Origin of the sequence: Curtobacterium sp. MCLR17_055 (genome assembly GCF_003234305.1) — a bacterium.
Lineage (GTDB): Bacteria > Actinomycetota > Actinomycetes > Actinomycetales > Microbacteriaceae > Curtobacterium > Curtobacterium flaccumfaciens.
The window spans coordinates 42696-66647 of record NZ_QKSX01000018.1 but is presented as its reverse complement, the minus strand read 5'-3'; the positions used below and the strand labels follow the sequence as shown (position 1 = coordinate 66647).

Sequence of the window (23952 nt, the reverse complement as noted above, 5' to 3'; positions counted from 1 at the left end):
TGCGCGCCCTGCGAGAACTATCTTGATGTCGAGAGAACTCTACACCGGGGTGACGTCGTCACGTCGGACGAACACGGTGCGGACCAGCAGCCAGGTCACCCAGAGCACCGCCGCGTACAGCGGCACGCCGAGGATGAGCTTCAGCCCGGCGAGCAGTTCGACCTGCGCCGTCAGGTACAGCGGGACCTCCACCGCGAGCCGGACCGCGAACAGCCCGACCCAGATCCAGGTGGCGACCGTCAGCACGCGGCGCTTGACGGGGTCGGCGCGCCAGTCGACGTGCGAGCCGTCCTCGTTCGCGGGCAGCAGGAACCCGACGACGAGCCCGATGAGCGGCCAGCGGATCGCCAGCGTGATCAGCAGCCCGACGAGCCAGACGGCGTTGATGACGATCCCGGGGATGAAGTTGCTCTCCGCGCGGCCGGTGATCAGCGCCAGGCCGGCCGAGACCGCGACGCCGAGGATGCCCGCGAACGACATCGTCACCGACTGCCGCTGCAGCAGCCGGAGCACCACGAACACCAGGCCGACCGCCACCGGGATCACGACGCTCGGCACGAGCTCCTTCGTGATCGCGTAGACGACCAGGAACGCGAACCCGGGCAGCACCGACTCGGCGAGCCCGCGCACCCCGCCGACCGCGCCGAGCAGCGCCCGGCCGGACGGTGCCTCACCGGGTGCCACGCGGGCGATCCCGGCGTTCTGCACGGCGTCGCGGAACTGCGCGGAGAACGACGGCGCCACCGATGACTCAGCAGCCGGCGCAGCGGGGTCGGAGCCAGCCGTCTCGGGTCGTGGGGTGTCGTCGTGGTCCGGCACCGTGCCTCCAGGCGGGGTTGGTCGTCAGTCGGTCAGATCGCGGTCTGCGTCGACTTGGGCATGTGCAGCGGGATGAGGTCGCGCGGCGGCATCGGCGTCGTGCCGCGCACGACGACGACGCTGCGGAACAGCTCCTCGATCTCGCTCGCGTCGTCGGGCTGCTCGGCGGCCTTGCCGGCGATCACGCCGCGCAGGAACCAGCGCGGGCCGTCGACGCCGACGAAGCGGGCCGGACGGGAGCCGGCGGTGCCGCCGTCGCCGTCCACGGCGACCGGGACGGACGCGCGGAGCTCGGGACCGAACGGGCCGTCGACCTCGGTCACGACACCGCCCTGGCGCTCGATCTGCTCGGCGATCTGGGCGCGGATCTCGTGCCACAGGCCGGTGGACCGGGGTGCCGCGAACGGCTGGACCTGCAGCGTGGACTCGTCGTAGTCGAGCCCGACCGCGACGACGCGCTGCGAGCCCTCTTCGACCTCGAGGCGCAGGTGCAGGCCCTCGCGCGGGAGCACCTTCACCCCGCCCAGGTCGACGTAGGGGCGGACCAGGTTCGCCTCGGTCTCGTCGTGGGGGCCGTTCTCGGCCCGGTCCTCCGGAGCGGACTTGTCCGTCGGGGCGACCGCGTCGACCTCGTCGAGGTCCGCGTCGGCATCCGTCGCGATGTCGACCTCGGGGGACGTGTCCGCGACCTCGATGTCGTCGGCGACGGCGTCCGCCACCTCGACCTCGTCCCGCTTGCGTCGGCCGAACTTCATGCGCGCGTTCCTTCCTGAGCGTCTGCGGCGGCACCGGTCACGGCGTCGCTCCGGTCACCGTAGCCCGACGAGCCGAACCCGCCCTGTCCGCGGACACTGTCCGGCAGGTCGTCGACCCGGGTGTAGGTCACCTGCGGCACCGGCATCACGATCAGCTGGGCGATGCGGTCGCCGACGTGCACCTCGTACGGTTCCGTCTGGTCGGTGTTGAGCAGGGCGACCTTGATCTCCCCGCGGTAGCCGGAGTCGACGGTGCCGGGGCTGTTCACGATCGTGATGCCGTGCTTCGCAGCGAGGCCGCTCCGCGGGACCACGAACGCGGCGTACCCCTCGGGCAGCGCGATGCGCAGCCCCGTGGCGGCCAGGTGTCGCTCCCCCGGCTGCAGCACGAAGGCCTCGGTGGAGACGAGATCGGCACCCGCGTCGCCGGGGTGGGCGTGGCCGGGAGCGTGCTCCCCGGTCCAGAGGACGTCGACTGGTTCGGTCACGTGACGAGGGTAGTGCAGCCGTGACCGTTCCGTGACCTCGCTCGCTCGTGATCGAATGGACCCGTGACCCTGTACCGCGAACGACTCTGGGCCCCGCCCGCCCTCTACCTGGCGACGGCGCTCGTCATCCCCGCCACCCTGCTCGTCTTCCTCCCCATCAGCGTCCTGGCCGGCGTCCTCGTGGCGATCGGGATGGAGCTCGGGGTCCTGGTCCTCCTGTGGGCACTCGCACCCACCATCGAGGTCACCGACACCGAGTTCCGCGCGGGCAAGGCACACCTCCCCCGCACGCTCGTCGGCACGACCGAGGCGTTCGATGGCGCAGCGGCGACCGAGCAGCGCGGGCCGGCACTCGACGCCCGCGCCTGGACCCTCTTCCGCGGCTACGTGCGCGGGGTCGTCAAGGTCGAGGTGCGCGACGACGCGGACCCGACGCCCTACTGGCTGGTCAGCGTCCGGCACCCGGGCAAGGTCGTCGAGGCGCTGCGGTCCTGACGGACCACGGTCCACGGCCTGGAGGCGCGGCTCGGCCCCGCCTCGCAGCACACGACGAAGGCCCCGCCTCCCTGGAGGATGCGGGGCCTTCGCTGATCGTTTCGTCGAGAGCGACGCGGCTGTGCTCGCTAGAGCGAAGCGCACTCCGCGCAGACCGGTCCGAGCTTCGACTCGTGGTCGAGCTGGGAGCGGTGCTTCACGAGGAAGCACTCGACGCAGGTGAACTCATCGACCTGCGGGGGCAGCACCACGACGTCGAGGTCGACGTCGCTGAGGTCCTGCCCGGCGAGTTCGAAGCTGCCGGGGTTGTCGGAATCATCGTCGACGACCCCCGACATCTTGTCGGGAACGCGCTCCTTGAGGGCCTCGATCGACTCTGAGTCAGAGTTGTCGTCGGTCTTCCGGGGGGCGTCGTAATCGGTGGCCATGCCCATCCATTTCTCGTATCGAGAGGTCGTCGCCGGGTGATCGGCGGCGACAGTTTGCACCACGCCCCGCCAGAGCGCAAACCGAGTGCTGCGGCGGGTCGTGCTGGCTGTGCAACCCATGACCGGAACCGGACATTCCCGACACCCGTTGCCGGAGCGGGATCGGCCGTGCGGATGTCCGCGGCACGCCCGTGCGCCTCCCCGGAAACCGCCCGTCGTCCCTGCATACTCACGGGGTACGACAGCAGGACCGTACGCGACGCTGGGAAGGCGGAACCATGCAAGACGTGAGAGTCATCGGAGTCGAGTCCGGCGCACTCCTCCTGGCGACCGACGGCGGCACCGAGTTCCGGTTGCCCGTCACGTCGTCGCTGGCAGGCCAGGTGCGCCAGGCGAACCCCGACGCCGGTCCGCAGAAGCGGGTCTCCCCCAAGGACGTCCAGGCGCGCATCCGTGGTGGCGCCGACGCCGCCGACGTGGCCGCCGCGCTCGACGTCGACGTCGAGTACGTCCGCCGCTTCGAGGGCCCGGTCCTCGCCGAGCGTGCCTTCATCCTCGACGCCTCGCACCGTGTGCCGGTCACCCCGGTCGACGACGAGGCCCCCGACACCTTCGGCCCCGCGATCACCGCGAAGCTCGAGGCCGGCGAGGCCACCGCGATCACCTGGGGCTCCTGGAAGCACCCGGAGAGCGGCTGGCAGGTCCGCGTCCGCTACACCGCTGGCGAGGTCGAGCACGACGCCCAGTGGCACTTCGACCCCAAGACCTCGACCCTCGTCCCGGACAACGGCGACGCGCACCGGCTGTCGCACACCGACGACGAGGGAATCGCCCCACGCCTGCGTGCGGTCGAGTTCGAGCAGCAGGACGACGACGGCACCCGCTTCGACTCCGGTGCCTTCCGCGTCGACGAGCCGGAGCAGCCGGCCGCCGAGCCCGAGCCGTCCCAGCACGCGCCGCTCCGTGCACCGCTGCCCCGCATCGGCCAGGCCGCCGTGGAAGAGCGCGCTCCCGGCAACGAGACCGCCGACCTGCTCGAGGCGCTCCGCCGTCGCCGCGGTGAGCGCGAAGCAGCGTCGTTCGGCGAACAGCGCGACGAGTCCGCCCGCGGCACGTCCATCAGCGTCGTCGACATCCCGCTGCAGGGCTTCGAGGACGGCGGCGCGCACGACACCGCACCGCAGTCGACCGACGCCCGTCCGGCCTCGGCGCCGGAGCCCGAGAGCCGTGGCGAACGCAAGAAGCGCAACCGCCGCTCGATGCCGAGCTGGGACGAGATCGTCTTCGGCACCCGCCCGGACGACGACCCCGCCTGATCCCCACGCACACCGGCCGTCGGCGCTGCCCCTCGTGAGCACTGACGCCCCTAGTGAGCGAACGCGCCGGCGAGCCGGAGCGGCACGATCGTCTCCTCGTCGGTCATCGCCCCGTGCTGGCCGATCATGCGCTTCGGCGTCTCGTCCTCGCGCAGGGCACGGTCGTCGTTGAACGCCCACGAGCCGCGCGCCACGACGAGCACGTCGCCGATGCGCGGTACCACCTGGTCGGACACCTGCCCGAACCACCCGGCCTCGATCGCCTCGGCACGGCTGGCGACGTACGCCTTCTTGCCGTAGCGCGCCCGGAACGCACCGACCAGGGCTCGGACGTCGGTACCGGGTGCGACGGTGAGCTGCCGGCAGCGCGGGTCACCCGCGACGCCGACGACGTCGGTGAGCAGCAGCGGGTCGATGGCGATGTTCGCGTGGTCCGGCACGTCGAGCACACCGTGGTCCGCCGTCACCAGGACCCCCACGTCGTCGGCGGTCCGCGCATCGAGGCGGGCGAGTTCCCCGTCGAGCAGCTCGAGGGCGGCCGTCCACCGGTCGGACTGCCAGCCGTACTTGTGCCCGATCGAGTCGAGCTCCGGAACGTACAGGTAGACGAGCGAGCGGCCGGTGGCGGTCTCGGCCAGTGCGGCGTCGACACGCTGCGGGATGGTGTCCGCCGACACGTACCGAGCGCCGCCGAGCACGTTCGCGGTCATCCCGGACGAGCGGTACCGGTCCGGCCCGACGACGACGGGGTCGAGCCCGAGCTCCGCGGCCCGGGTGAACAGGGTCTGCGTCAGGAACCAGTCCGCGGGCACCTCGGTGTCCCAGCCGCCCAGCAGGTTCATCACGGCACCGGTGTCCGGGTTCCAGCCGCTGTACCCGACGACGCCGTGAGTGCCGGGCGAGCGGCCCGTGGTCAGGGTGCTCAGGGCGGCCGCGGTCGTCGTCGGGAACCCGCTCCGCAGCTTCTTCGCGGTGCCGGTGCCCTTCGCGCCGGTCAACCAGCGGGCGTGCCCGGCGCGCGCCGCCAGCGCGGCGGAACCGAGGCCGTCGACCAGCACGACGATCGCCGAGCGGGCGGGACGGAGGGTGATCCGGGCCTCCAGGCCGTCGTTCCGCAACCACGCGTCGTCCGCAGCGCCGAGCGCCACGAGGCAACTCGGGAAGACGTCGGCGAGGTTCGCGACGGCGTCGGGGGCCGTCGGTACGCTTGTTCCCATCCCACGAGTCTCCCAGACGACTCCGGTTCTCCAGAAAGGTGCCATGGCACGCACGGACGTAGTCGGCCTGCCCGACGGTGAGCGCATCGAGGACGTCGACGTCTCCGAGGAGATGCAGGGCTCCTTCCTCGAGTACGCGTACTCCGTCATCTACTCGCGGGCGCTGCCCGACGCCCGCGACGGCCTGAAGCCGGTGCAGCGTCGCATCCTGTACCAGATGGCCGAGATGGGGCTGCGGCCCGACCGCGGACACGTCAAGAGCGCTCGCGTCACCGGCGAGGTGATGGGCAAGCTGCACCCGCACGGCGACGGCGCGATCTACGACGCGCTGGTCCGCATGGCCCAGCCGTTCACGATGCGCGTGCCGCTCGTCGACGGCCACGGCAACTTCGGCTCGCTGGACGACGGCCCCGCTGCCGCCCGGTACACCGAGGCCAGGCTCGCCGAACCGTCGATGGCGATGACCGAGGGCCTGGGCGAGGACGTCGTCGACTTCGTCCCGAACTACGACAACCAGATCATGCAGCCGGGCGTGCTGCCGGCGGCGTTCCCGAACCTGCTCGTCAACGGCGCCTCCGGCATCGCGGTCGGCATGGCGACGAACATGGCGCCGCACAACCTCGGCGAGGTCGTCGAGGCCGCGAAGCACCTGCTCATGAACCCGCAGGCCAGCCTCGAAGAGCTCATGGAGTTCGTGCCCGGCCCCGACCTGCCGTCCGGTGGCACGATCGTCGGGCTCTCCGGGGTCCGTGACGCCTACGCCACCGGCCGCGGTTCGTTCCGCACCCGCGCGAAGGTGAGCGTCGAGAACCTCACCCCGCGCAAGGTCGGGCTCGTCGTCACCGAGCTGCCCTACCTGGTCGGCCCCGAGCGTGTGATCGAGAAGATCAAGGACGGCGTCCAGTCCAAGAAGCTCGTCGGCATCTCGGACGTCAACGACCTGACCGACCGCAACCACGGGCTCCGGCTCGTCATCGGCATCAAGAGCGGCTTCAACCCCACCGCCGTGCTCGAGCAGCTCTACAAGCACACCCCGCTCGAGGACGGTTTCGGCATCAACAACGTCGCGCTGGTCGGCGGGTCACCGCGGACCCTCGGGCTCCGCGAGCTGCTCGACGTCTACGTGCAGCACCGGCTCGACGTCGTCACCCGGCGGTCGCAGTACCGGCTGGCACGACGCAAGGAACGGCTGCACCTGGTCGAGGGCCTGCTCATCGCGATCCTCGACATCGACGAGGTCATCCAGGTCATCCGCACCTCCGACGACTCCGAGGCGGCGCGCAACCGCCTGCGCGACGTCTTCGACCTGTCCGAGGTGCAGGCCGAGTACATCCTCGAGCTGCGCCTGCGCCGCCTGACGAAGTTCTCGCGGATGGAGCTCGAGGCCGAGCGCGACCAGCTGCTCGCCGACATCGCCGCCCTCGAAGAACTCCTGGCGTCCGACGAACGGCTCCGCGCGCAGGTCGCCCTCGAGCTGACCGAGGTGTCCGACAAGTTCGCGACCCCGCGGCGCACGCTGCTCACCGAGGCCGACGCCCCGGTGAAGGGCGGTCGGAAGGCCGCGGTCGACCCGGAGTCGCTGCAGATCGCCGACTCCCCCTGCCGCGTGCTGCTCTCCACCACCGGGCGGCTCATCCGCGTCGACATCCCGACGTCGGAGCTCGGCATCGTCCGCGTGCCGAAGCGCTCGAAGCACGACGCCGTCCGCTCCGCCGTGGTGAGCACGGTGCGGGGGCAGATCGGCGCGATCACCTCGACCGGTCGTGTCCTCCGGCTCTCCCCCGTCGACGTCCCCGCGGTACCGCCCGCCGCGGTCCGGCTCGACGCCGGCGTCCGGGTCACCGACTTCCTGGCGCTCACCAAGGGCGAGACCGTCGTGGCGATCGTCGACCTGTCCGGAGCGTCGTCGGACTCGCTGGCGATCGGCACCGCACACGGCGTCGTCAAGCGCGTCGTGGCGGGTGCGTGGCCCGACAAGCCCGAGTTCGTCGCCATCGGCCTGAAGCCCGGCGACCACGTGGTCGGCGCTGCCCAGGCCCCGGAGTCCGACGACCTCGTGTTCATCAGCTCGAACGCGCAGCTGCTGCGGTTCCCGGCGTCCGTCGTCCGGGCGCAGGGGCTGCCCGCGGGTGGAGTGGCCGGCATGGCCCTCGCTGACGGCGCCTCCGTGATCTGGTTCGGCTCGGTCGCACGCTCCGACGACGCCGTGGTCGCCACGGTGTCCACCACCTCGACCGCTCTGCCCGGCACGGACGCCGGTCGCGCCAAGGTCTCCGCCCTGTCGGAGTTCCCGGCGAAGGGCCGCGCCACCCAGGGTGTCCGGGCGCACGCGTTCCTGAAGGGCGAGGACGGGCTCACCGTGGGCTGGGCGGGCATCGCGCCGCCGCACGCCGTCGGCACGGACGGCGCCGCGCGGACCCTGCCCGACTGGCTGTCGAAGCGTGACGGGTCGGGTGCCCCGCTCGAGGCGGTCATCGGCTCGATCGGCGGCAGCGCCGCGACGCTCGACGGCACCGCCGGCGAGGCGTAGGCGCGCGCTGGCCCGCGCCACCTTTCGCGCCTGGCGACACCTCACACCCTGCGAGACCCGTGAGGTGTCGCCCAGCGCGTGAGAACGCAGGGTGCACTTGTCTGGAGGCGCGGGGCGGCCCCGCCACGGGCCTCCCGTCCGCGATCGCGAAAGCGACAGAACCCCGCCGACTGTCGGCGGGGTTCTGTCGCTTCCGCGGGATTGATCGCGGGCGTCGGCCGAGCGGTGTCGCTTTCGCGACGCGCTACGCGTCGATGCGGTCGCGGTCCAGGCCCTCGCCGGCCAGGATGAACTCCTTGCGCGGCGCGACGTCGTTGCCCATGAGCAGCTCGAACACCTTCGCGGCACCCTCGGCATGGGTCACGTTCACCCGGCGCAGGGTGCGGTGCGCCCGGTCCATCGTGGTCTCCGCCAGCTGGTCCGCGTCCATCTCGCCGAGGCCCTTGTACCGCTGGATCGGCTCCTGGTACTTCTTGCCCGTCTTCTCGAGCTTCTTCAGCACCGTCTGCAGCTCCTGTTCGGAGTACGTGTACAGCGTGTCGTTCGGCTTGCCGCGGTTCACCACGACGACCCGGTGCAGCGGCGGCACGGCGGCGAAGACCCGGCCCTGCTCGATCATCGGCCGCATGTACCGGAAGAACAGCGTCAGCAGCAGCGTGCGGATGTGGGCGCCGTCGACGTCGGCGTCGGACATGATGATGATCTTGCCGTAGCGGGCCTGGTCGATGTCGAACGTGCGGCCCGAACCGGCGCCGATGACCTGGATGATCGACGCGCACTCGACGTTCGAGAGCATGTCCGACACGGACGCCTTCTGCACGTTCAGGATCTTGCCGCGGATCGGCAGCAGCGCCTGGTACTCGCTGTTGCGGGCGAGCTTCGCGGTGCCCAGCGCCGAGTCGCCCTCGACGATGAAGAGCTCGGTGCCCTCGGTCTCCTGCGAGCGGCAGTCGGCGAGTTTCGTCGGCAGCGAGGAGTTCTCGAGCGCGTTCTTGCGGCGCTGCGTCTCCTTGTGGGCCCGCGCCGAGATGCGGGTCTTCATCTCGGACACGACCTTCTCGAGCAGGGCGGCCGACTGTGCCTTCTCGGTGCGCTGCGTCGAGGTGAGGATCTCGGTGATGCGCTTCGACACGACCTGGTCGACGATCTTGCGGACCGCCGGGGTGCCGAGGATCTCCTTCGTCTGTCCTTCGAACTGCGGCTCGGGCAACCGCACGGTCAGCACGGCGGTCATGCCGGCGAGCACGTCGTCCTTGTCGAGCTTGTCCTGCCCGACCTTGAGCTTGCGGGCGTTCGCCTCGACCTGGGCACGGACAGCCTTGACGACGCCCGACTCGAACCCGGCCTGGTGGGTGCCGCCCTTCGGCGTCGCGATGATGTTGACGAAGCTGCGGAACACGGTCTCGTAGCCACTGCCCCAGCGGAGCGCCAGGTCGACCTCGCACTCGCGCTCGACCGAGGTGGAGACCATGTGACCCTTGTCGTCCAGCATCGGCACGGTCTCGGTGAAGGTTCCAGTGCCCTGCACGCGCCAGACGTCGGTGAGGGGGCTGTCGACGGCGAGGTGCTCGACGAACTCACCGATGCCGCCCTCGTACCGGAAGCGCTCCACCACCGGCCCCGCGGCCACGGTGGTGCCCGTCGCCTCGGCCCGGGCGGCAGCGGCGTCGATCGACGCCGCGCGCTCGTCGGTGATGGTGATGCCGAGCCCCGGCACGAGGAACGCTGTCTGCCGTGCACGGGTGACCAGGTCGTCGGTGCTGAACCGGGCGTCGGCGGTGAAGATCTGGCGGTCCGCCCAGTAGCGGATCCGGGAGCCGGTGACGCCCTTCTTGACCTTGCCCACGACGCGCAGTTCGCTGCCGGACGTGAAGGGCGCGAACGGGGCGTCCGGGCCGATGCCCTTGCTGTCGTCGAAGATGCCGGGCTCGCCGCGGTGGAACGACATGGCGTAGGTCTTGCCGCCCCGGTCGACCTCGACGTCGAGGCGCTCCGACAGCGCGTTCACGACCGAGGCGCCGACACCGTGCAGGCCACCCGAGGCCGCGTAGGACCCCGAGCCGAACTTGCCGCCGGCGTGCAGCTTGGTGAACACGACCTCGACCCCGGTCAGGCCGGTCTTCGGTTCGACGTCGACGGGGATGCCCCGGGCGGTGTCCCGGACCTCGACCGAGCCGTCGGCGTGCAGCACGACACCGATCTCGTCACCGTGTCCCGCGAGGGCTTCGTCGACCGAGTTGTCGATGATCTCCCACAGGCAGTGCATGAGGCCCCGGGAATCCGTCGAGCCGATGTACATGCCCGGCCGCTTCCGGACCGCCTCGAGCCCTTCGAGGACGGAGAGATGGCGTGCGGAGTAGTCGGAGCTCACCGTCGGAGTTTACCGAGCGGCACCGACAGCACCGTGGGGACACTCGCACTGGGGCCAAGCGATCCGCGCTGAGCGAAACAGGCCCCGACAATGCGTCGCTCTCAGGCATCACGTGTTGAAATGGTGCAACCACCCGGCACCACCTGCGATCCGTGAGGAGCACAGCAATGACCCAGACCGTGCAGGACCCCTCCATCGACGAAGTCAGCAACCACCAGCTGACCGCCGCCGACCGTTGCGACAGCTGCGGGGCGCAGGCCTACATCCGAGCCACCATGTCGAGCGGCGAGCTCTACTTCTGCGCCCACCACGGCGCCGAGTTCAAGGACAAGCTCGCGGCGACCGCCATCGAGTGGCACGACGAGAGCAGCCGACTCTACGAGTCGAAGTAGTCGCGACCGACACAGACAGGAGGCGCGGTGCCAGCTGGCACCGCGCCTCCTGTCTGTCGGCAGCCCGTTCTAGAACGCTCGGTTCAGCGCCCAGGCGGCGCCGCGATAGCTGTTCGGTCCCCACACGCCATCGACGGGGCCGCTGTAGCGACCGTGGGCGGCGGCCCACCGCTGCAGTGCTGCAATGGTCTGGGGGTGTTCGGATCCGTAGAAGTCGCCCGACTGGTAGTACCCGCCGACCGCGAGGCGCTTCGCGACGAAGAACCAGGCGTCGGATCGCATCTGTCCGTCGATCGCGCCTCCGTACCCAGCCCTGCTGGCCATGCACTGCAGCCGCTTGTAGAAGATCGGCCCGGGGACGCCGTCGTACTCCGTCGTGGTCGTCGGCACCGAACTGCAGGCCGAACTGATGCGCGGCGTCGCCGCCTCAGCAGGAGCTGCTTGGACGACGGCCCCGGCAGTCGTCAGTGCCACGACGAGTGCACCGACCAGGGCGAGGACGGATTTGTTGGTGTGCATGAAGCCTCCTTTGTCGGCTTCCAACATTTCACATCCTGCACGCGACCGGTCCACCTTGGCAACTGTTGCCACCGCATCGGAGACGACGAAGGCCGGGCCCCCTCGGGACCCGGCCTTCTGCTTCGTTCGTCAGGTGATGCGCTTGAACGCCTTGTCGACGTAGCGATCGACCGTGGCGCGCGCTTCGCGTGCGTAGCGGTCGATGGTCGCCGTGCGCTCGGCGTCCGGTGCGTACTCGCGGCCGAGGCGCGCGGTCGCTGCGGCGAGGACGCCGTCGGTCAGCTGCGGGTTGAGCGGCAGGACCGGACCCTGGGTGTGCGTGCCGAAGGAGTTCCCGACGATCGCGCCCTCGACCGGGGAGCCGGCCTGGTTGCCGCCGCCGGAGACGACGTCGGCGAAGGGGGTGACCCCGGCTGCGAGCTCGATGCGGGTGGCGTGGTCCTCGAAGCCCGCGAGACGCTTCGGTGCTCCGGGGAGCAGCGGGTACCGGGTCTCGAGGACGAAGTAGTTCACGCGACGTTCGGCACCACGGACGGCTCGGGCGTCGAACACGCCGAAGCCGGCGACCGGCGCACCCTCGGTCGGCACGACCTCGTTCGTCGCGAGGTCGAACCCACCGCCGACGGCGAGCACCGGCACACCATCGGTCGCGAACGCGCGGAGAGCGCCACCGATGCGTGTGACGTCGTCGCCCAGGGAACGCATCGCGCTGAGCGGACCGTTGCCGATGACGACGACGTCCGCCGTGGTCGGCAGGTCGTCACCGGGCGCGTACTCGAGGACCTGGGTCTCGATGTCCGCGGCGGCCGCACGGCGGACCAGCGCCGCGACGTTGCCACGGTCGCCCGAGACGCCCATCTGCCGGGGGTAGACGTGCAGGATCGTCAGCCGATCGGCCGTCATGCGGTCTTCTCCATGTCCGGGTGGCCCAGGGCCTTGCGGGCGATCATCATGATCTCGTAGTTGACGATGAAGTTCTTCGTCCCACGGGTCGACGAGCCGAGCTGCTCCATGTGCTTGATGGCCGCTTCGACGTCGGGCTCGACCCGGCCGATGCGGACACCGGCGTGCTCGAGCGCGATCGCGATCTGCCACGCCTTGTCACCGGAGACGACGTCCACGTGGTCGAGCTTCGAGAAGTCGATGTCGTAGATCCAGGAGATGTCGGGCGTACCCTCGTCGATCGCCATGAGGACCTGCTCGGGCTGGTCCGGCAGGGCGTCGAGGTTGAGCTGCAGGCTCGCGGCGTTCTTGAACATCGTGAACTCGGCGGACTCGCCCGCGATGGGCAGTCGCTCACCGCGGCCGTACGCGGGCTTCATCGTGCCGAAGGCCTTGGTCACGGCGTCCGCGCGGAACTGCGCACCGAGGGCCGCACTCGCCGTCGCGGTGGCAGCAGCGGCGTCGACCGCGTAGTGCAGGCCGCGGGCGGGCAGCCGGACCGGGATCTCGGCACCGTCGAAGCGGATCGTCGCGCCGTCGCCCGTGTGGGCCACGACCTCGGCGTCGGCGGTGTGCTGGGCACGGTCACCGGCGTCGAACGAGTCGGCGTTCTGCAGACCGTTCGGCGCTGCGGCGATGACCTCGTCACTCGCGCCGAACCGCAGGACACGCTGCCCGGGGGTACCGGAGTAGCCGTCGAGGAACTGGTCGTCGTGGTTCGTGATGACGTTCGCCGTCGACAGTGCGGCGGTGTCGAGCATCATCGTCGCCACGCGCTCGGTCTCGAAGAACCGGTACAGCTGGTCGACCTGCACGTTGAGCATCGTCACCGTCGAGGGCGACAGGATCCCGGCGAGCTCGACCGCGAAGGCCTCGTCGACCTCGAGGATGCCGATGTCCGCCTTCAGGCGACCGGTCAGCGAGACCTCGGACAGCAGGGCCGACGCGATGCCCTGCGGCAGGTTCGCGCCGGACGGGTTCGTGAAGACCCGCAGCCCGTGGGCCCGCACGATGTCCGAGATCATGTGCGTGGTCGTCGACTTGCCGTTCGAGCCGAGCACGAAGACGACGCCGTTCGGGAACTGCTTCGTCACGTGCTGCAGGAAGTCCGGCACGAGCTTCAGGACGATGAACCCCGGGTAGGCGGACCCGCCGCCCCGCGCACGAGCGAGGGCACGGAGGATCCGCCCGATCAGGATCGGGATGAAGAAGCGCATGCCGGCTTACTCGAGGTAGTCGCGCAGCGACTGCGACCGCGACGGGTGGCGGAGCTTCGCCATCGTCTTGGACTCGATCTGACGGATGCGCTCACGCGTCACGCCGAACGTGTCACCGATCTGGTCGAGGGTCTTCGGCTGGCCGTCACCGAGGCCGAAGCGCATGCGGATCACGCCCGCCTCGCGCTCGGACAGGGAGTCGAGCAGGCTCTCGAGCTGCTTCTGCAGCATCGTGAAGCCCACCGCGTCGGCCGGCACGACCGCCTCGGTGTCCTCGATGAGGTCACCGAACTCCGAGTCGCCGTCCTCGCCCAGGGGCGTGTGCAGCGAGATCGGCTCGCGGCCGTACTTCTGGACCTCGACGACCTTCTCCGGGGTCATGTCGAGCTCGCGGGCGAGCTCTTCCGGAGTGGGTTCGCGACCGAGGTCCTGCAGCATCTGCCGCTGGACGCGGGCGAGCTTGTTGATGACCTCGACCATGTGCACCGGGATGCGGATGGTGCGGGCCTGGTCGGCCATGGCGCGGGTGATGGCCTGACGGATCCACCACGTCGCGTAGGTCGAGAACTTGAAGCCCTTGGTGTAGTCGAACTTCTCGACCGCACGGATCAGGCCCAGGTTGCCCTCCTGGATGAGGTCCAGGAACTGCATGCCACGACCGGTGTAGCGCTTCGCGAGCGAGACGACCAGGCGGAGGTTCGCACCGAGCAGGTGCGACTTCGCACGCTGACCGTCACGGGCGACCCAGCGCAGTTCACGCTCGGCGGGCTTCGAGAGCCCCGTCGCGTGCTGCAGCTTGTCCTCGGCGAACAGGCCGGCCTCGATGCGCATCGCGAGCTCGACCTCCTGCTCGGCGTTGAGCAGGGCGACCTTGCCGATCTGCTTCAGGTAGTCCTTCACCGGGTCGGCGGTGGCACCCGTGATGGTCGTCGAGTAGACCGGCGCCTCGTCGTCGTCGGTCTGCGAGATGACGAGCGCACCGGCGGCGACCGCGGCAGCGGCGTCCGGCTTGGCCGTCTTGTCGTCGGTGTCGTCGGCCTCGTCGGTCGGCTCCTCGACGGGCTCGTCGGAGGCGATCGCCTCGTCGACGGCGTCGGTCTTCTTCGCCTTGGGCGCCGCCTTCTTGGCGGGCGCCTTCTTGGCGGGGGCCTTCGTGGCGCGCTTCTTCGGCGCTGCGGTGCCCTCGGTGTCCGTGGCGTCCTCTGCCACACCGCCCTCGGGCTCGGTGTCCTTCGTGGGATCGATCGTCGTGCTCCGGGCAGCCATGCGATCACCTCTCTCGTCGTGCCACGTTCGTGGGGTCGTGGCCTCCCTCGCCGCCCAGGTCCCGCGCCGCAGTCCCCCGCGTCGTACGAGTCCTACCGTTCCGGGCAGCACTAGGACCCATGTCAAGTCCCCCGAGTTCACCGGCGCACCGAAGTGTTCCGACAGACAGGGGTCCCGAACGGGTCCGTGATCATTATTGCACGTGCCGCTTCCGCAGGCGTGCAACGAGTGCAACCCAGAGTGGCCCGACGCGTATTCCCTCTTCCGAGTGCAGCACCCGGCGGGTCCGACGGCGGGCGTGCAGGAGCATCCCGACGCCGAAACCGACCACGACGTACTGCACGGTGAGGGCGATCCGGAAGTTCTCCCAGGCGAACACCTGGGTGCCCGAAGCCCGCGCAGCGACGTCGAGGACGACGCCGATCAGGTACATCATCACGAAGGCCGCCAGGAAGCCGCCGACGTTCACCACGCCGTTCGCCGAGCCGAGCGATCCGACCGGGTTGAAGGTCCGAGCGAAGTCGAAGCCGATCAGGGAACCGGGCCCACCGATCCCCATCGCGACGACGAGCAGCACGAGCAACCACGTCGGTGGGTGCCCGGGCCAGAGCAGGATCGCCGTCCAGAGCACCGCGAGCAGGACGACCACGCCGAGCACCAGGTTCGACCGGCGCATCGGGAACCGCGCGCAGAGCACACCGAGCACCGGACCGGCGACGAACCCGACGACCACGATGATCGTGAGGAACCCGGCAGCCTCACCCGGGGAGTACCCGAGCCCCCGGAGCATCGGCACGCCCCACAGCAGCGAGAACACCGTGCCCGAGGACTGCGTGACGTAGTGCGACCAGAACCCGAGCTGCGTGCCCGGGCGCCGGAGCGCGTGCCCGAAAGTGCTGAACGCGGCACCCCACGAGTGCGGCAGCGGGATCGTGTCCGTCCGCACCGGCACGGGACCGTTCCGCACGAAGACCGCGGCGAGCACCAGGCCGACTGCGCTGGCCGCGGCCGCGACGCCGAACGCCGGGGTCCAGCCCACCGTGTGCAGGAGCACCGCGAACGGGAACGCCGACAGGATCTGGCCGATCTGCCCGAGGTTGCCGGTCCACTGCGAGATCTGCGGCAGGATCCGGCCGCTGAACCACATCGGCACCAGGCGGATCACCGAGATGAAGGTCATCGCGTCACCGGCGCCGACGAGCACCCGCCCCGCGATGGCCGGTCCGATCGACGGGGACACCGCGACGATCGCCTGTCCGACGACCAGCAGCGCGGCGCCGAGGAGCACCAGCCGGCGGGGGCCGACGCGGTCGAGGGCGATCCCCACCGGGATCTGCAGCCCCGCGTAGACGGCGATCTGCACCACGGCGAGGGTGGACAGGACCGCGGCGGAGACGGCGAACCGGTCCTGCGCGTCGACACCGGAGACCCCGAGCGAGGACCGCTGAACCACGGCGAGGACGTACGCGAGGACCGCGACGCCCCAGATCAGGAAGGCACGACGGGAGTTCACCGGTCCAGGCTACCGACGCGTCCCAGCGTCGATGCGCAACGAGCGTCGTCGACGCGCGTCACGTCGTGGAGGAGGCCGGAGGACGGCCTGGAGGCGCGGTGCGGGGCCGCCACGGGCCTCCAGGCCGCCCTGTGGGGACGTCCGGATCCCGCGACGGTCAGTCGGTCGCGTCGCCCTGGGTGCGCCGGTCGGCGAGGAAGCGCTCGAGCTCGGCCGCGATCGCGTCGGCGGTCGGCACCTCGCCGTCCACGCCGGTGAGCGGCGACGCGACGGGGTTGCCCTCCATGTACGTGTCGTGCCGCTCCTCGAGCACGGAGACCAGGCGCTGCAGCTCGGGGTTGCCGGCCACCTGCTCCTCGACGCGGGTGAGGAACTCGCGACCCGACTCGCGCAGGGCGTCCGTCGGGAAGATGAGCCCGGTCGCGGCGGCGATGCCGGACAGCGCCGCGACGGCGGCGTCGGGGAACTCGGTGTCGGACAGGTAGTGCGGCACGAGCAGCACGAGCCCGGTGACCTGCGCGCCGGTCTCGGCGAGGCGGTGCTCGACCAGGTGCAGGACGTTCGCCGGCGCCTGGGTCTCGGGCTTCCAGACGCTCATCTGCTCGACGAGGTCGGCCCGGGTGCCGGAGACGGTCAGGCTGATCGGACGGGTGTGCGGGACCGGCATCGGGATGGACTGCACCCACGTGGTGTCGGCGACCTGCAGGTCGGCGGCGAGCCCGGTGACGGCGCGGACGAAGCGGTTCCACTGGAAGTCCGGCTCGTAGCCCGACAGGAACAGGAACGGCTGGCCGATCTCGTCGCGCACCAGGTGCAGCGCCAGACGGGGCGGCTCGACGGCGCTGATGTGGTCGTGCTCGAAGGTGATGACCGGGCGACGGGCCCGCCAGTCGAGCAGCACGTCCGGGTCGAACTCGGCGACGAGCTCGGTGTCGAGGTCCTCGAGGATCGAGTTCGTCACCTGCGCCACGGCCGATCCGGCATCGGCGAAACCGGTCAGCCCGGCGATCAGGTGCAACCCTGCTGGCACGGTCGGGGCGTCCGCGTCGAACGTGTAGAGCTCCTCGGGGTGGTTCACCGTCCCCATGCTAGGCGGGGCCTCCGACGTCCCCGGTGCGCGACGACCACGCCGACAGCGAACAGGCCGTCGGTAGGGTTGGAGCATGGTCCGACCGACGCTCTCCACCACCAGTTCACCCCCCGAGACCACCACCGCCGACGTGCTCGTCGTCGGGGTCCGCCCGGGCTCGTCCGGCGAGGCCGACAGCCCCGCCGTGCTCGCCCCCACCGCCCTCGGCACGCTCGACGCCCTCGCCGGCCTCGACCTCGCCGCGATCGGGGTCACCGGCGCGAAGGACCAGCTCGTCCGCCTGCCCGCCACCGGCGTCGGTGCGAAGTCGGTCGCGCTGATCGGCCTCGGCTCCGCCACGGGCGCCGCGGCGATCCGCGCTGCGGCCGGCAGCGCCGTGCGACAGCTCCCCCGGGTCGACTCGATCACGCTCGCCCTGCCCACGGAATCGGCCGAGCTCGTCGACGCCGCCCTCGAGGGCGCGGCGCTCGGCGCCTACGCCTTCACCCGGCACAAGGGCACCGGCACCAAGGCCCCGGCCCGCGGTGACCAGCGCATCGAGGTCGTCGCCGCCGACGTCGCAGCCGACGCCGCCGTGCGCCCCGCGATCGTCGCCGACGCCGCGTCGCTCGTGCGCGACCTCGTGAACACCGCCGCGGGCGACCTCGGGCCGCAGGACGTCGCCGACGTCGCGACCGGGTTCGCCTCGGACCTGCCGCTCACCGTCGAGGTCCTCGACGAGCAGGCGCTCGAGGAGCAGGGCTTCGGCGGCATCCTCGGTGTCGGCCGCGGTTCGGCGCGTCCCCCGCGCCTGGTCGTCGTCCGGTACGCGCCGGAGTCCGCCACGAAGCACCTCGCCCTCGTGGGCAAGGGCATCACGTTCGACTCGGGCGGCCTCTCGCTCAAGCCCGCGGCGTCGATGCTCGGCATGAAGACCGACATGACCGGTGCCGCCACGGTGCTCGCCGCGACCGTCGCCGCCGCCCGTCTGGGGCTGAACGTGCGCGTGACCGCGTGGCTCGCCCTCGCCGAGAACATGCCCTCCGGCACCGCGACCCGCCCGGGCGACGTCCTGACGCTGAAGAACGGCACCACGGTGGAGGTCACGAACACCGACGCCGAGGGCCGCCTGGTGCTCGGCGACGGGATGGCCGCCGCGTCGCTCGAGCAGCCCGACGCGCTCGTCGACGTCGCCACGCTGACCGGCGCCCAGGTCGTCGCGCTCGGCGACCGCACCACCGGCCTGATGGGCAGCGACGACCTCGTCGCGAAGGTCCGCGCCGTCGCCGAGGGCGTCTCGGAGCCGATCTGGCCGATGCCGCTGCCCGAGGAGCTCGAGGCCCGGCTGTCCAGCGACGTCGCCGACATCGTCAACGCCACGGTCGGCAACCCGGCCGGCGGCATGCTGCTCGCGGGCAAGTTCCTCGAGCGCTTCGCCGGCGAGGGTGTCCCCTGGGCGCACCTCGACATCGCGGGTCCGTCGGAGAACAAGGGCGGCGGGTACGCCTGGTTGGGCAAGGGTGCGACGGGTGTGATGGTCCGGACGCTCATCGCTCTCGCAGAAGACCTCCAGTCCGAGTAGTAGGTTTGGTACCGGTGGGAACGGCGCACCGACGCGCCTCCCACCGGTACTGCACGGGACGGGACCGGAACCACGCGGTCCGACCGTCGGACGCCGCCCTCCGCGGTGTCCACGTAGGGCCCGATCGGCCCGACACGCACGAGGGAGTTGCACCAGGTGACGGAACAGACTTACGACGTCGTTGTCCTCGGTGGCGGGAGTGGTGGGTACGCCGCTGCGCTCCGGGCCGCCGAACTCGGCATGAGCGTCGCGCTCATCGAGGGCGACAAGCTCGGAGGGACGTGCCTGCACCGCGGCTGCATCCCGACGAAGGCACTGCTGCACGCGGCCGAGGTCGCCGACGCGACGCGCGACGCCGAGAAGTACGGCGTGGTCGCGGAGTTCGCCGGTGTCGACGTGCCCAAGGTCATCGACTACCAGCAGGGCATCATCAACTCCAAGTACAAGGGCCTGCAGGGTCTGATCAAGGCCCGCGGCATCACCGTGGTCGAGGGCTGGGGTCGTCTGACCTCGCAGAACACCGTGCAGGTCGGCGACCAGACCGTCACCGGCAAGAACATCGTGCTCGCCACCGGCTCCTACTCGAAGTCCCTGCCGGGGCTCGAGATCGGCGGCCGCGTGATCACCAGCGAGACCGCGCTCCGCATGGACTACGTCCCGAACAAGGTCGTCATCCTGGGCGGCGGCGTCATCGGCGTCGAGTTCGCCAGCGTCTGGAAGTCCTTCGGGGCCGAGGTCACCATCGTCGAGGGCCTGCCGCACCTGGTCCCCGCCGAGGACGAGTCGATGTCGAAGCAGCTCGAGCGTGCGTTCCGCAAGCGCGGCATCGAGTTCTCGCTCGGTGTCCGGTTCCAGGGCGTCGAGCAGCACGAGAACGGCGTCGTCGTCACGCTGGAGGACGGCAAGACCTTCGACGGTGACGTCCTGCTCGTCGCCGTCGGCCGTGGCCCGGTCACGCAGAACGTCGGCTACGACGAGGTCGGCGTGGCGATGGACCGCGGGTTCGTCACCACGAACGAGCGTCTCGCCACGAACATCCCGAACGTCTACGCCGTCGGCGACATCGTCCCCGGTCTGCAGCTCGCGCACCGCGGCTTCCAGCAGGGCATCTTCGTCGCCGAGGAGATCGCCGGTCTCAACCCAGTGGTCATCGAGGACAAGAACATCCCGAAGATCACCTACTCCGACCCCGAGGTCGCGTCGGTCGGGCTCTCGCAGGCCAAGGCCGAGGAGCAGTACGGCGCCGACAAGGTCGACTCGTACGAGTACAACCTGGCCGGCAACGGCAAGAGCCACATCATCGGGACCTCCGGCTCCGTCAAGGTCGTGCGTGTCGTGGACGGCCCCGTCGTCGGGGTCAGCATGATCGGTGCCCGCGTCGGCGAACTCATCGGCGAAGCCCAGCTCGCCGTGAACTGGGAGGCCTACCCGGAGGACATCGCTCCCCTGGTGCACGGTCACCCGACCCAGAACGAAGCCCTCGGCGAGGCGTTCCTGCACCTCGCGGGCAAGCCGCTGCACGCGCTGTGACCGGCACCGGCCGCACTGTGACAATGACATCAACAACCACTGCAATCCCCCGCGAAGAGGAGTCCACCCGATGAGCGAATCCGTCAACCTCCCGGCGCTCGGCGAGAGCGTCACCGAGGGCACGGTGACCCGATGGCTGAAGAACGTCGGTGACCGGGTCGAGGTCGACGAGCCGCTGCTCGAGGTCTCGACCGACAAGGTCGACACCGAGATCCCGTCGCCGATCGCCGGCGTCGTCGAGGAGATCCTCGTTCCCGAGGACGAGACCGTCGAGGTCGGCACCGCCCTCGTGAAGATCGGTGACGGCTCCGGCTCGTCCGACGGCGGTTCGGACTCGTCCGACTCCGGCGCCGACGACGCGAACGCCGCCGCTGCCGACGCCGAGGAGCCCGAGGCCGCTCCAAGCACGGAGCAGGAGGCCGAGACCCCCGCGCCCGAGCCCACCGAGCCCGAGCCGGCCCCCGCCGGACAGACGCAGCCCGCCGCCCCGCAGGCACCGTCCGCCCCGCCCGCGGCAGCGCCGGTCCCGGCCGCCGCTCCGGTCCCGCCGCCCGCAGCCGCTCCGCCGGCAGCCGTGCCGGCCCAGGCCGCTCCGGCTCCGGCTCCGGCGTCCGCGCCGAGCACCACGGCCGCCGCAGCGGTGCCGAACCCCACGCAGGACGGCGCAGCCTCCGGCTACGTCACCCCGCTGGTGCGCAAGCTCGCCAACGAGCAGGGTGTGGACCTGTCCACGGTCACCGGCTCCGGTGTCGGGGGGCGCATCCGCAAGGAGGACGTCCTCGCCGCCGCCGCGAAGGCCCCGGCCGCCTCGGCAGCAGCAGCACCCGCCGCCGCGTCCGGCCCGTTCGTCGCCGAGGTCTCGCCGCTGCGCGGGACCCGCGAGAAGATGACCCGCCTGCGCAAGGTCGTCGCCGAGCGTGCCGTGCAGTCGATGACCTCGACCGCACAGCTCACGAGCGTCGTCGAGGTCGACGTCACGAAGGTGGCGCAGTTCCGCGACGCGCACAAGGCGGAGTTCCTCGAGAAGACCGGCTCGAAGCTCTCCTTCATGCCCTTCTTCGCCCTCGCGGCGTCCGAGGCGCTGAAGGCCCACCCGAAGATCAACTCCACGGTCGAGGGCGACGAGATCGTCTACCCGGAGTCCGAGAACGTCTCCATCGCGGTGGACACCGAGCGCGGCCTGCTGACCCCGGTCATCAAGGACGCGGCCTCGCTGGACCTGGCGCAGTTCTCGAAGTCCATCGCGGACCTCGCCGAGCGCACCCGGAACAACCAGCTCAAGCCCGACGAGCTGGCCGGCGGCACGTTCACGCTGACCAACACCGGTTCGCGTGGCGCGCTGTTCGACACCCCCGTGGTGTTCCTGCCGCAGTCGGCGATCCTCGGCACCGGCATCGTCACGAAGCGTCCGGCGGTCGTGAAGGTCGACGGCCAGGAGGCCATCGCCATCCGCTCGTTCGTCTACCTGGCGCTGTCGTACGACCACCGGATCATCGACGGTGCGGATGCCTCGCGGTACCTCGTCGCGGTGAAGAACCGTCTCGAAGAGGGCAACTTCGCCCCGAACCTCGGGTACTGATCCGAGCAGCACGGCCGACGGCCCCGGTTCCCCTCGTGGGAGCCGGGGCCGTTCCCGTTCCGGTTCCCGTTCTCGGGCGGGTTCGGCATCACCCGCCGCCGAGCAGGGTCAGGGCGGCGACGACCGACCCGACGGCGACGACGAGCCCCACGAGCACGCGGCGGAGCGGGAGCCGTCGGTCGGCTCCGAGCGGGACGCCGTGCTCGACCACGTCCCGCAGGCGCTCGAGCAGTCCGTCCTGCCCGTCCGGTGTCGGCGGTTCGGCGAACACGAGGTCGCTCGGCACGGGGGCCCAGCGGAACGGCCGGGGCGCGGCGGTGCCATGGACGACGTCGAGTGCCGTTCGTGCGCTCGGTCCGTCACCGTCGAGGGCGTCCTGCAGCGCGTCGAGCACCGGTTGCTGAGCGGGATCGGCCGGGTCGACGCGGTCCCACACCGTCCGGGCTGCGAGCACGAGGGTGCGGGTCGCGTCGGTCGAGTGCGCGGTGGGTGTGGGGTGTGCGGTGCGCGTCGGGGTCGTCGGGGTCGTCGCGTTCGTCGGGCGGTCGCAGAGCACGACGGCACCGGAGTCGTCCACCAGTACGTCGTCGATGCCGGCGGCACCGAGCAGGACCGCGCCGTCGTGCACCGCCACCAGGAGCTCCAGGAGTGGGACCGTCAGGGTCACCGCGACGCCGGTGGTCGGGGTGCCGAGCCGGTCGAGCGCCGCCACGAGCGGTGTGCCGGTCGGCCGGTCGAGGTCGACCACGAGATGCCCCGTCGGGGTCCGGCCGACCGCGGCCACCGGGACGAGGTGCCGCTCGGCGGCCGCGGAGCGGTCGGCGACCCAGCTGAGCACGTCGTGCTCGTCGCCGGTCGCGATCCAGCGATCCGGGTGGTCTTCGGTACTCGTCTCCATGGTGACCAGCGTGGCGGTGGCGCGGCGGGCCTCCAGGCTCTCCCGCACCACCTGTGGACAAGACGTGTTCGCGCACAGCCGGACACGCGACGGTCTCCCCCGGCGCACGGAGGCCGTATCCTGTTCGCATGGCACGCAGCTCTTCCACAGACAAGAAGGCGAAGGAGCCGGGGCGTCTCAAGCAGATGTTCCAGGTCTTCCAGATGACCCGAAAGGCCGACCCGTCGTCGGTCTGGTGGTTCGCCCTCGCCTTCGTCGGCCCGGTCGTCCTCGGTGTCCTGCTGGCGCTGCTCCTGCCGGGGCAGAACTGGCTCGCGATCGTCCTGTGGATCGTCGCCGGTGTGCTGCTCGGTGTGCTGCTCTTCCTCATCGTGCTCGGTCGTCTGGCCGAACGCGCCGCGTACTCGCAGATCGAAGGCCAGCCTGGCGCCGTCGGTGCCGTGCTGTCGAACTCGCTCCGTCGCCAGTGGCGCTCGAGCGAAATGCCCGTCGCGGTGCACGGTCGCTCGCAGGCAGCGGTCTACCGCGCCGTGGGTCGCCCGGGTGTCGTCCTGATCACCGAGGGTCAGCGTGGCAACCTCAACCGCCAGGTCGACGAGGAGCGCCGCAAGGTGCAGCGCATCGTCCCGAACGTCGCCGTGCACGTGCTGCACGTGGGTGACGGCACCGGTGAGAGCCTGACGCTGCACAAGCTGCCCCGTGCCATGAACAAGCTCAAGAAGTCGCTCAACCGCAACGAGGTCCTGGCGGTCGCGAACCGTCTCGACTCGCTGACGCAGAGCCCCGCGGCCTCGATCCCGAAGGGCATGGACCCGATGCGGGCTCGCGCCGGACGGCCGCGCTGACCGAAGCCCCTCGGAACGAGAACGCCCCCGACCAGATCAGGTCGGGGGCGTTCTCGTGTGTGCGTGGAGTGCCGGCGGGGGCGGGGGTGTTCGCGGGTCCCGCACCGTGCGACCTTCGCTGAACCGTGCGAGGTCGTCGGCTCGGTGCGGGACTCCGACGGCGCACGGGGACGGGATGCTC

The 23952-nt window shown here is 70.9% G+C and carries 21 protein-coding genes; 8 read left to right on the top strand and 13 right to left on the bottom strand.

Features of this window, described 5'->3' with window-relative positions; translation table 11 throughout:
* Positions 1-39: 39 nt before the first annotated feature.
* The 3 genes from DEJ09_RS15015 to dut are packed head-to-tail and all read right to left on the bottom strand — an operon-like array spanning position 40 to position 2062.
* Positions 40-819: a DUF3159 domain-containing protein gene (locus tag DEJ09_RS15015; protein ID WP_111089110.1), complete on the bottom strand. Its 780-nt coding sequence runs from the start codon at positions 817-819 to the stop codon at positions 40-42.
* A 32-nt stretch (positions 820-851) separates the two neighbouring features.
* Complete coding sequence (locus DEJ09_RS15010) at positions 852-1574, bottom strand: DUF3710 domain-containing protein (RefSeq protein WP_027465470.1); 723 nt, start codon at positions 1572-1574, stop codon at positions 852-854.
* Complete coding sequence (gene dut, locus DEJ09_RS15005; RefSeq protein WP_071403948.1) at positions 1571-2062, bottom strand: dUTP diphosphatase; 492 nt, start codon at positions 2060-2062, stop codon at positions 1571-1573. The genes DEJ09_RS15010 and dut overlap by 4 nt, the downstream gene beginning before the upstream one ends.
* Before the next feature lie 63 nt (positions 2063-2125).
* Here dut and DEJ09_RS15000 point away from each other — a divergent pair, with 63 nt between their 5' ends.
* The gene (locus tag DEJ09_RS15000) at positions 2126-2557 is read left to right on the top strand and encodes a DUF3093 domain-containing protein (protein ID WP_111089109.1); all 432 of its coding nucleotides are present in this window, start codon (positions 2126-2128) and stop codon (positions 2555-2557) included.
* 128 nt (positions 2558-2685) lie between these two features.
* Here DEJ09_RS15000 and DEJ09_RS14995 read toward each other — a convergent pair whose 3' ends face one another.
* The gene (locus DEJ09_RS14995) at positions 2686-2985 is read right to left on the bottom strand and encodes a DUF4193 domain-containing protein (protein ID WP_017886098.1); all 300 of its coding nucleotides are present in this window, start codon (positions 2983-2985) and stop codon (positions 2686-2688) included.
* A 287-nt stretch (positions 2986-3272) separates the two neighbouring features.
* On the opposite strand from DEJ09_RS14995, the gene sepH reads away from it, so the two are divergent.
* Positions 3273-4301 carry a septation protein SepH gene (gene sepH / locus DEJ09_RS14990; RefSeq protein ID WP_163343679.1) on the top strand — a complete coding sequence of 343 codons (1029 nt, stop codon included), beginning with the start codon at positions 3273-3275 and terminating at the stop codon, positions 4299-4301.
* Between the two features lie 50 nt (positions 4302-4351).
* Here the strand turns inward: sepH and DEJ09_RS14985 are convergent, their stop codons facing one another.
* Positions 4352-5518, bottom strand: coding sequence for an alkaline phosphatase family protein (locus DEJ09_RS14985; protein ID WP_181433378.1), 1167 nt, complete (start codon positions 5516-5518; stop codon positions 4352-4354).
* A gap of 43 nt (positions 5519-5561) precedes the next feature.
* On the opposite strand from DEJ09_RS14985, the gene DEJ09_RS14980 reads away from it, so the two are divergent.
* Positions 5562-8048 (top strand): DNA topoisomerase (ATP-hydrolyzing) subunit A, encoded by a 2487-nt coding sequence (locus DEJ09_RS14980; protein WP_110863934.1) that lies wholly within the window; start codon positions 5562-5564, stop codon positions 8046-8048.
* Between the two features lie 244 nt (positions 8049-8292).
* On the opposite strand, the gene DEJ09_RS14975 is transcribed toward DEJ09_RS14980, so the two are convergent.
* Positions 8293-10419, bottom strand: coding sequence for a type IIA DNA topoisomerase subunit B (locus DEJ09_RS14975; RefSeq protein ID WP_071244557.1), 2127 nt, complete (start codon positions 10417-10419; stop codon positions 8293-8295).
* Positions 10420-10586: 167 nt separating this feature from the next.
* Between DEJ09_RS14975 and DEJ09_RS14970 the strand changes: the two genes are divergently transcribed.
* Positions 10587-10811 carry a hypothetical protein gene (locus DEJ09_RS14970; RefSeq protein ID WP_017886093.1) on the top strand — a complete coding sequence of 75 codons (225 nt, stop codon included), beginning with the start codon at positions 10587-10589 and terminating at the stop codon, positions 10809-10811.
* Positions 10812-10880: 69 nt separating this feature from the next.
* Here the strand turns inward: DEJ09_RS14970 and DEJ09_RS14965 are convergent, their stop codons facing one another.
* From DEJ09_RS14965 to DEJ09_RS14940, 6 genes are all read right to left on the bottom strand, one after another.
* Complete coding sequence (locus tag DEJ09_RS14965) at positions 10881-11330, bottom strand: hypothetical protein (RefSeq protein WP_111089107.1); 450 nt, start codon at positions 11328-11330, stop codon at positions 10881-10883.
* Positions 11331-11459: 129 nt separating this feature from the next.
* The gene (locus tag DEJ09_RS14960) at positions 11460-12233 is read right to left on the bottom strand and encodes a type 1 glutamine amidotransferase (RefSeq protein ID WP_111089106.1); all 774 of its coding nucleotides are present in this window, start codon (positions 12231-12233) and stop codon (positions 11460-11462) included.
* Positions 12230-13489, bottom strand: a complete 1260-nt coding sequence (locus DEJ09_RS14955; protein WP_111089105.1) for a MurT ligase domain-containing protein — start codon at positions 13487-13489, stop codon at positions 12230-12232. The genes DEJ09_RS14960 and DEJ09_RS14955 overlap by 4 nt, the downstream gene beginning before the upstream one ends.
* Positions 13490-13495: 6 nt before the next feature.
* Positions 13496-14755 (bottom strand): RNA polymerase sigma factor, encoded by a 1260-nt coding sequence (locus tag DEJ09_RS14950; RefSeq protein WP_111089104.1) that lies wholly within the window; start codon positions 14753-14755, stop codon positions 13496-13498.
* A gap of 193 nt (positions 14756-14948) precedes the next feature.
* A complete protein-coding gene (locus DEJ09_RS14945) occupies positions 14949-16268 on the bottom strand; it encodes a nitrate/nitrite transporter (RefSeq protein WP_111089103.1) in 1320 nt (439 codons plus the stop codon).
* 157 nt (positions 16269-16425) lie between these two features.
* A complete protein-coding gene (locus DEJ09_RS14940) occupies positions 16426-17355 on the bottom strand; it encodes a proteasome assembly chaperone family protein (protein ID WP_027465460.1) in 930 nt (309 codons plus the stop codon).
* Positions 17356-17431: 76 nt separating this feature from the next.
* Between DEJ09_RS14940 and DEJ09_RS14935 the strand changes: the two genes are divergently transcribed.
* From DEJ09_RS14935 to sucB, 3 genes are all read left to right on the top strand, one after another.
* Positions 17432-18919, top strand: coding sequence for a leucyl aminopeptidase (locus DEJ09_RS14935; RefSeq protein ID WP_111089102.1), 1488 nt, complete (start codon positions 17432-17434; stop codon positions 18917-18919).
* A 156-nt stretch (positions 18920-19075) separates the two neighbouring features.
* Positions 19076-20449: a dihydrolipoyl dehydrogenase gene (gene lpdA / locus DEJ09_RS14930; protein WP_111022800.1), complete on the top strand. Its 1374-nt coding sequence runs from the start codon at positions 19076-19078 to the stop codon at positions 20447-20449.
* A gap of 70 nt (positions 20450-20519) precedes the next feature.
* On the top strand, positions 20520-22028 hold the full coding sequence (sucB, locus tag DEJ09_RS14925) for a 2-oxoglutarate dehydrogenase, E2 component, dihydrolipoamide succinyltransferase (protein ID WP_111089101.1): 1509 nt from the start codon (positions 20520-20522) through the stop codon (positions 22026-22028).
* An 88-nt stretch (positions 22029-22116) separates the two neighbouring features.
* Here the strand turns inward: sucB and DEJ09_RS14920 are convergent, their stop codons facing one another.
* Positions 22117-22926, bottom strand: a complete 810-nt coding sequence (locus DEJ09_RS14920) for a hypothetical protein (protein ID WP_146245741.1) — start codon at positions 22924-22926, stop codon at positions 22117-22119.
* A 128-nt stretch (positions 22927-23054) separates the two neighbouring features.
* Between DEJ09_RS14920 and DEJ09_RS14915 the strand changes: the two genes are divergently transcribed.
* The gene (locus DEJ09_RS14915; protein ID WP_027465455.1) at positions 23055-23771 is read left to right on the top strand and encodes a DUF4191 domain-containing protein; all 717 of its coding nucleotides are present in this window, start codon (positions 23055-23057) and stop codon (positions 23769-23771) included.
* The last annotated feature ends 181 nt before the right edge of the window (positions 23772-23952 follow it).

Excerpts from the sequence above, each read along its gene's own strand:
- DEJ09_RS14980 (WP_110863934.1), top strand. The coding sequence starts at position 5,562 with ATGGCACGCACGGACGTAGTCGGCCTGCCCGACGGTGAGCGCATCGAG.
- sucB (WP_111089101.1), top strand. The coding sequence starts at position 20,520 with ATGAGCGAATCCGTCAACCTCCCGGCGCTCGGCGAGAGCGTCACCGAG.
- DEJ09_RS14995 (WP_017886098.1), bottom strand. The coding sequence starts at position 2,985 with ATGGCCACCGATTACGACGCCCCCCGGAAGACCGACGACAACTCTGAC.
- DEJ09_RS14935 (WP_111089102.1), top strand. The coding sequence starts at position 17,432 with ATGGTCCGACCGACGCTCTCCACCACCAGTTCACCCCCCGAGACCACC.
- DEJ09_RS15010 (WP_027465470.1), bottom strand. The coding sequence starts at position 1,574 with ATGAAGTTCGGCCGACGCAAGCGGGACGAGGTCGAGGTGGCGGACGCC.
- DEJ09_RS14940 (WP_027465460.1), bottom strand. The coding sequence starts at position 17,355 with ATGGGGACGGTGAACCACCCCGAGGAGCTCTACACGTTCGACGCGGAC.
- DEJ09_RS14920 (WP_146245741.1), bottom strand. The coding sequence starts at position 22,926 with ATGGAGACGAGTACCGAAGACCACCCGGATCGCTGGATCGCGACCGGC.
- DEJ09_RS14985 (WP_181433378.1), bottom strand. The coding sequence starts at position 5,518 with ATGGGAACAAGCGTACCGACGGCCCCCGACGCCGTCGCGAACCTCGCC.
- DEJ09_RS14950 (WP_111089104.1), bottom strand. The coding sequence starts at position 14,755 with ATGGCTGCCCGGAGCACGACGATCGATCCCACGAAGGACACCGAGCCC.
- DEJ09_RS14960 (WP_111089106.1), bottom strand. The coding sequence starts at position 12,233 with ATGACGGCCGATCGGCTGACGATCCTGCACGTCTACCCCCGGCAGATG.
- DEJ09_RS14915 (WP_027465455.1), top strand. The coding sequence starts at position 23,055 with ATGGCACGCAGCTCTTCCACAGACAAGAAGGCGAAGGAGCCGGGGCGT.
- DEJ09_RS14970 (WP_017886093.1), top strand. The coding sequence starts at position 10,587 with ATGACCCAGACCGTGCAGGACCCCTCCATCGACGAAGTCAGCAACCAC.
- DEJ09_RS14965 (WP_111089107.1), bottom strand. The coding sequence starts at position 11,330 with ATGCACACCAACAAATCCGTCCTCGCCCTGGTCGGTGCACTCGTCGTG.
- DEJ09_RS14955 (WP_111089105.1), bottom strand. The coding sequence starts at position 13,489 with ATGCGCTTCTTCATCCCGATCCTGATCGGGCGGATCCTCCGTGCCCTC.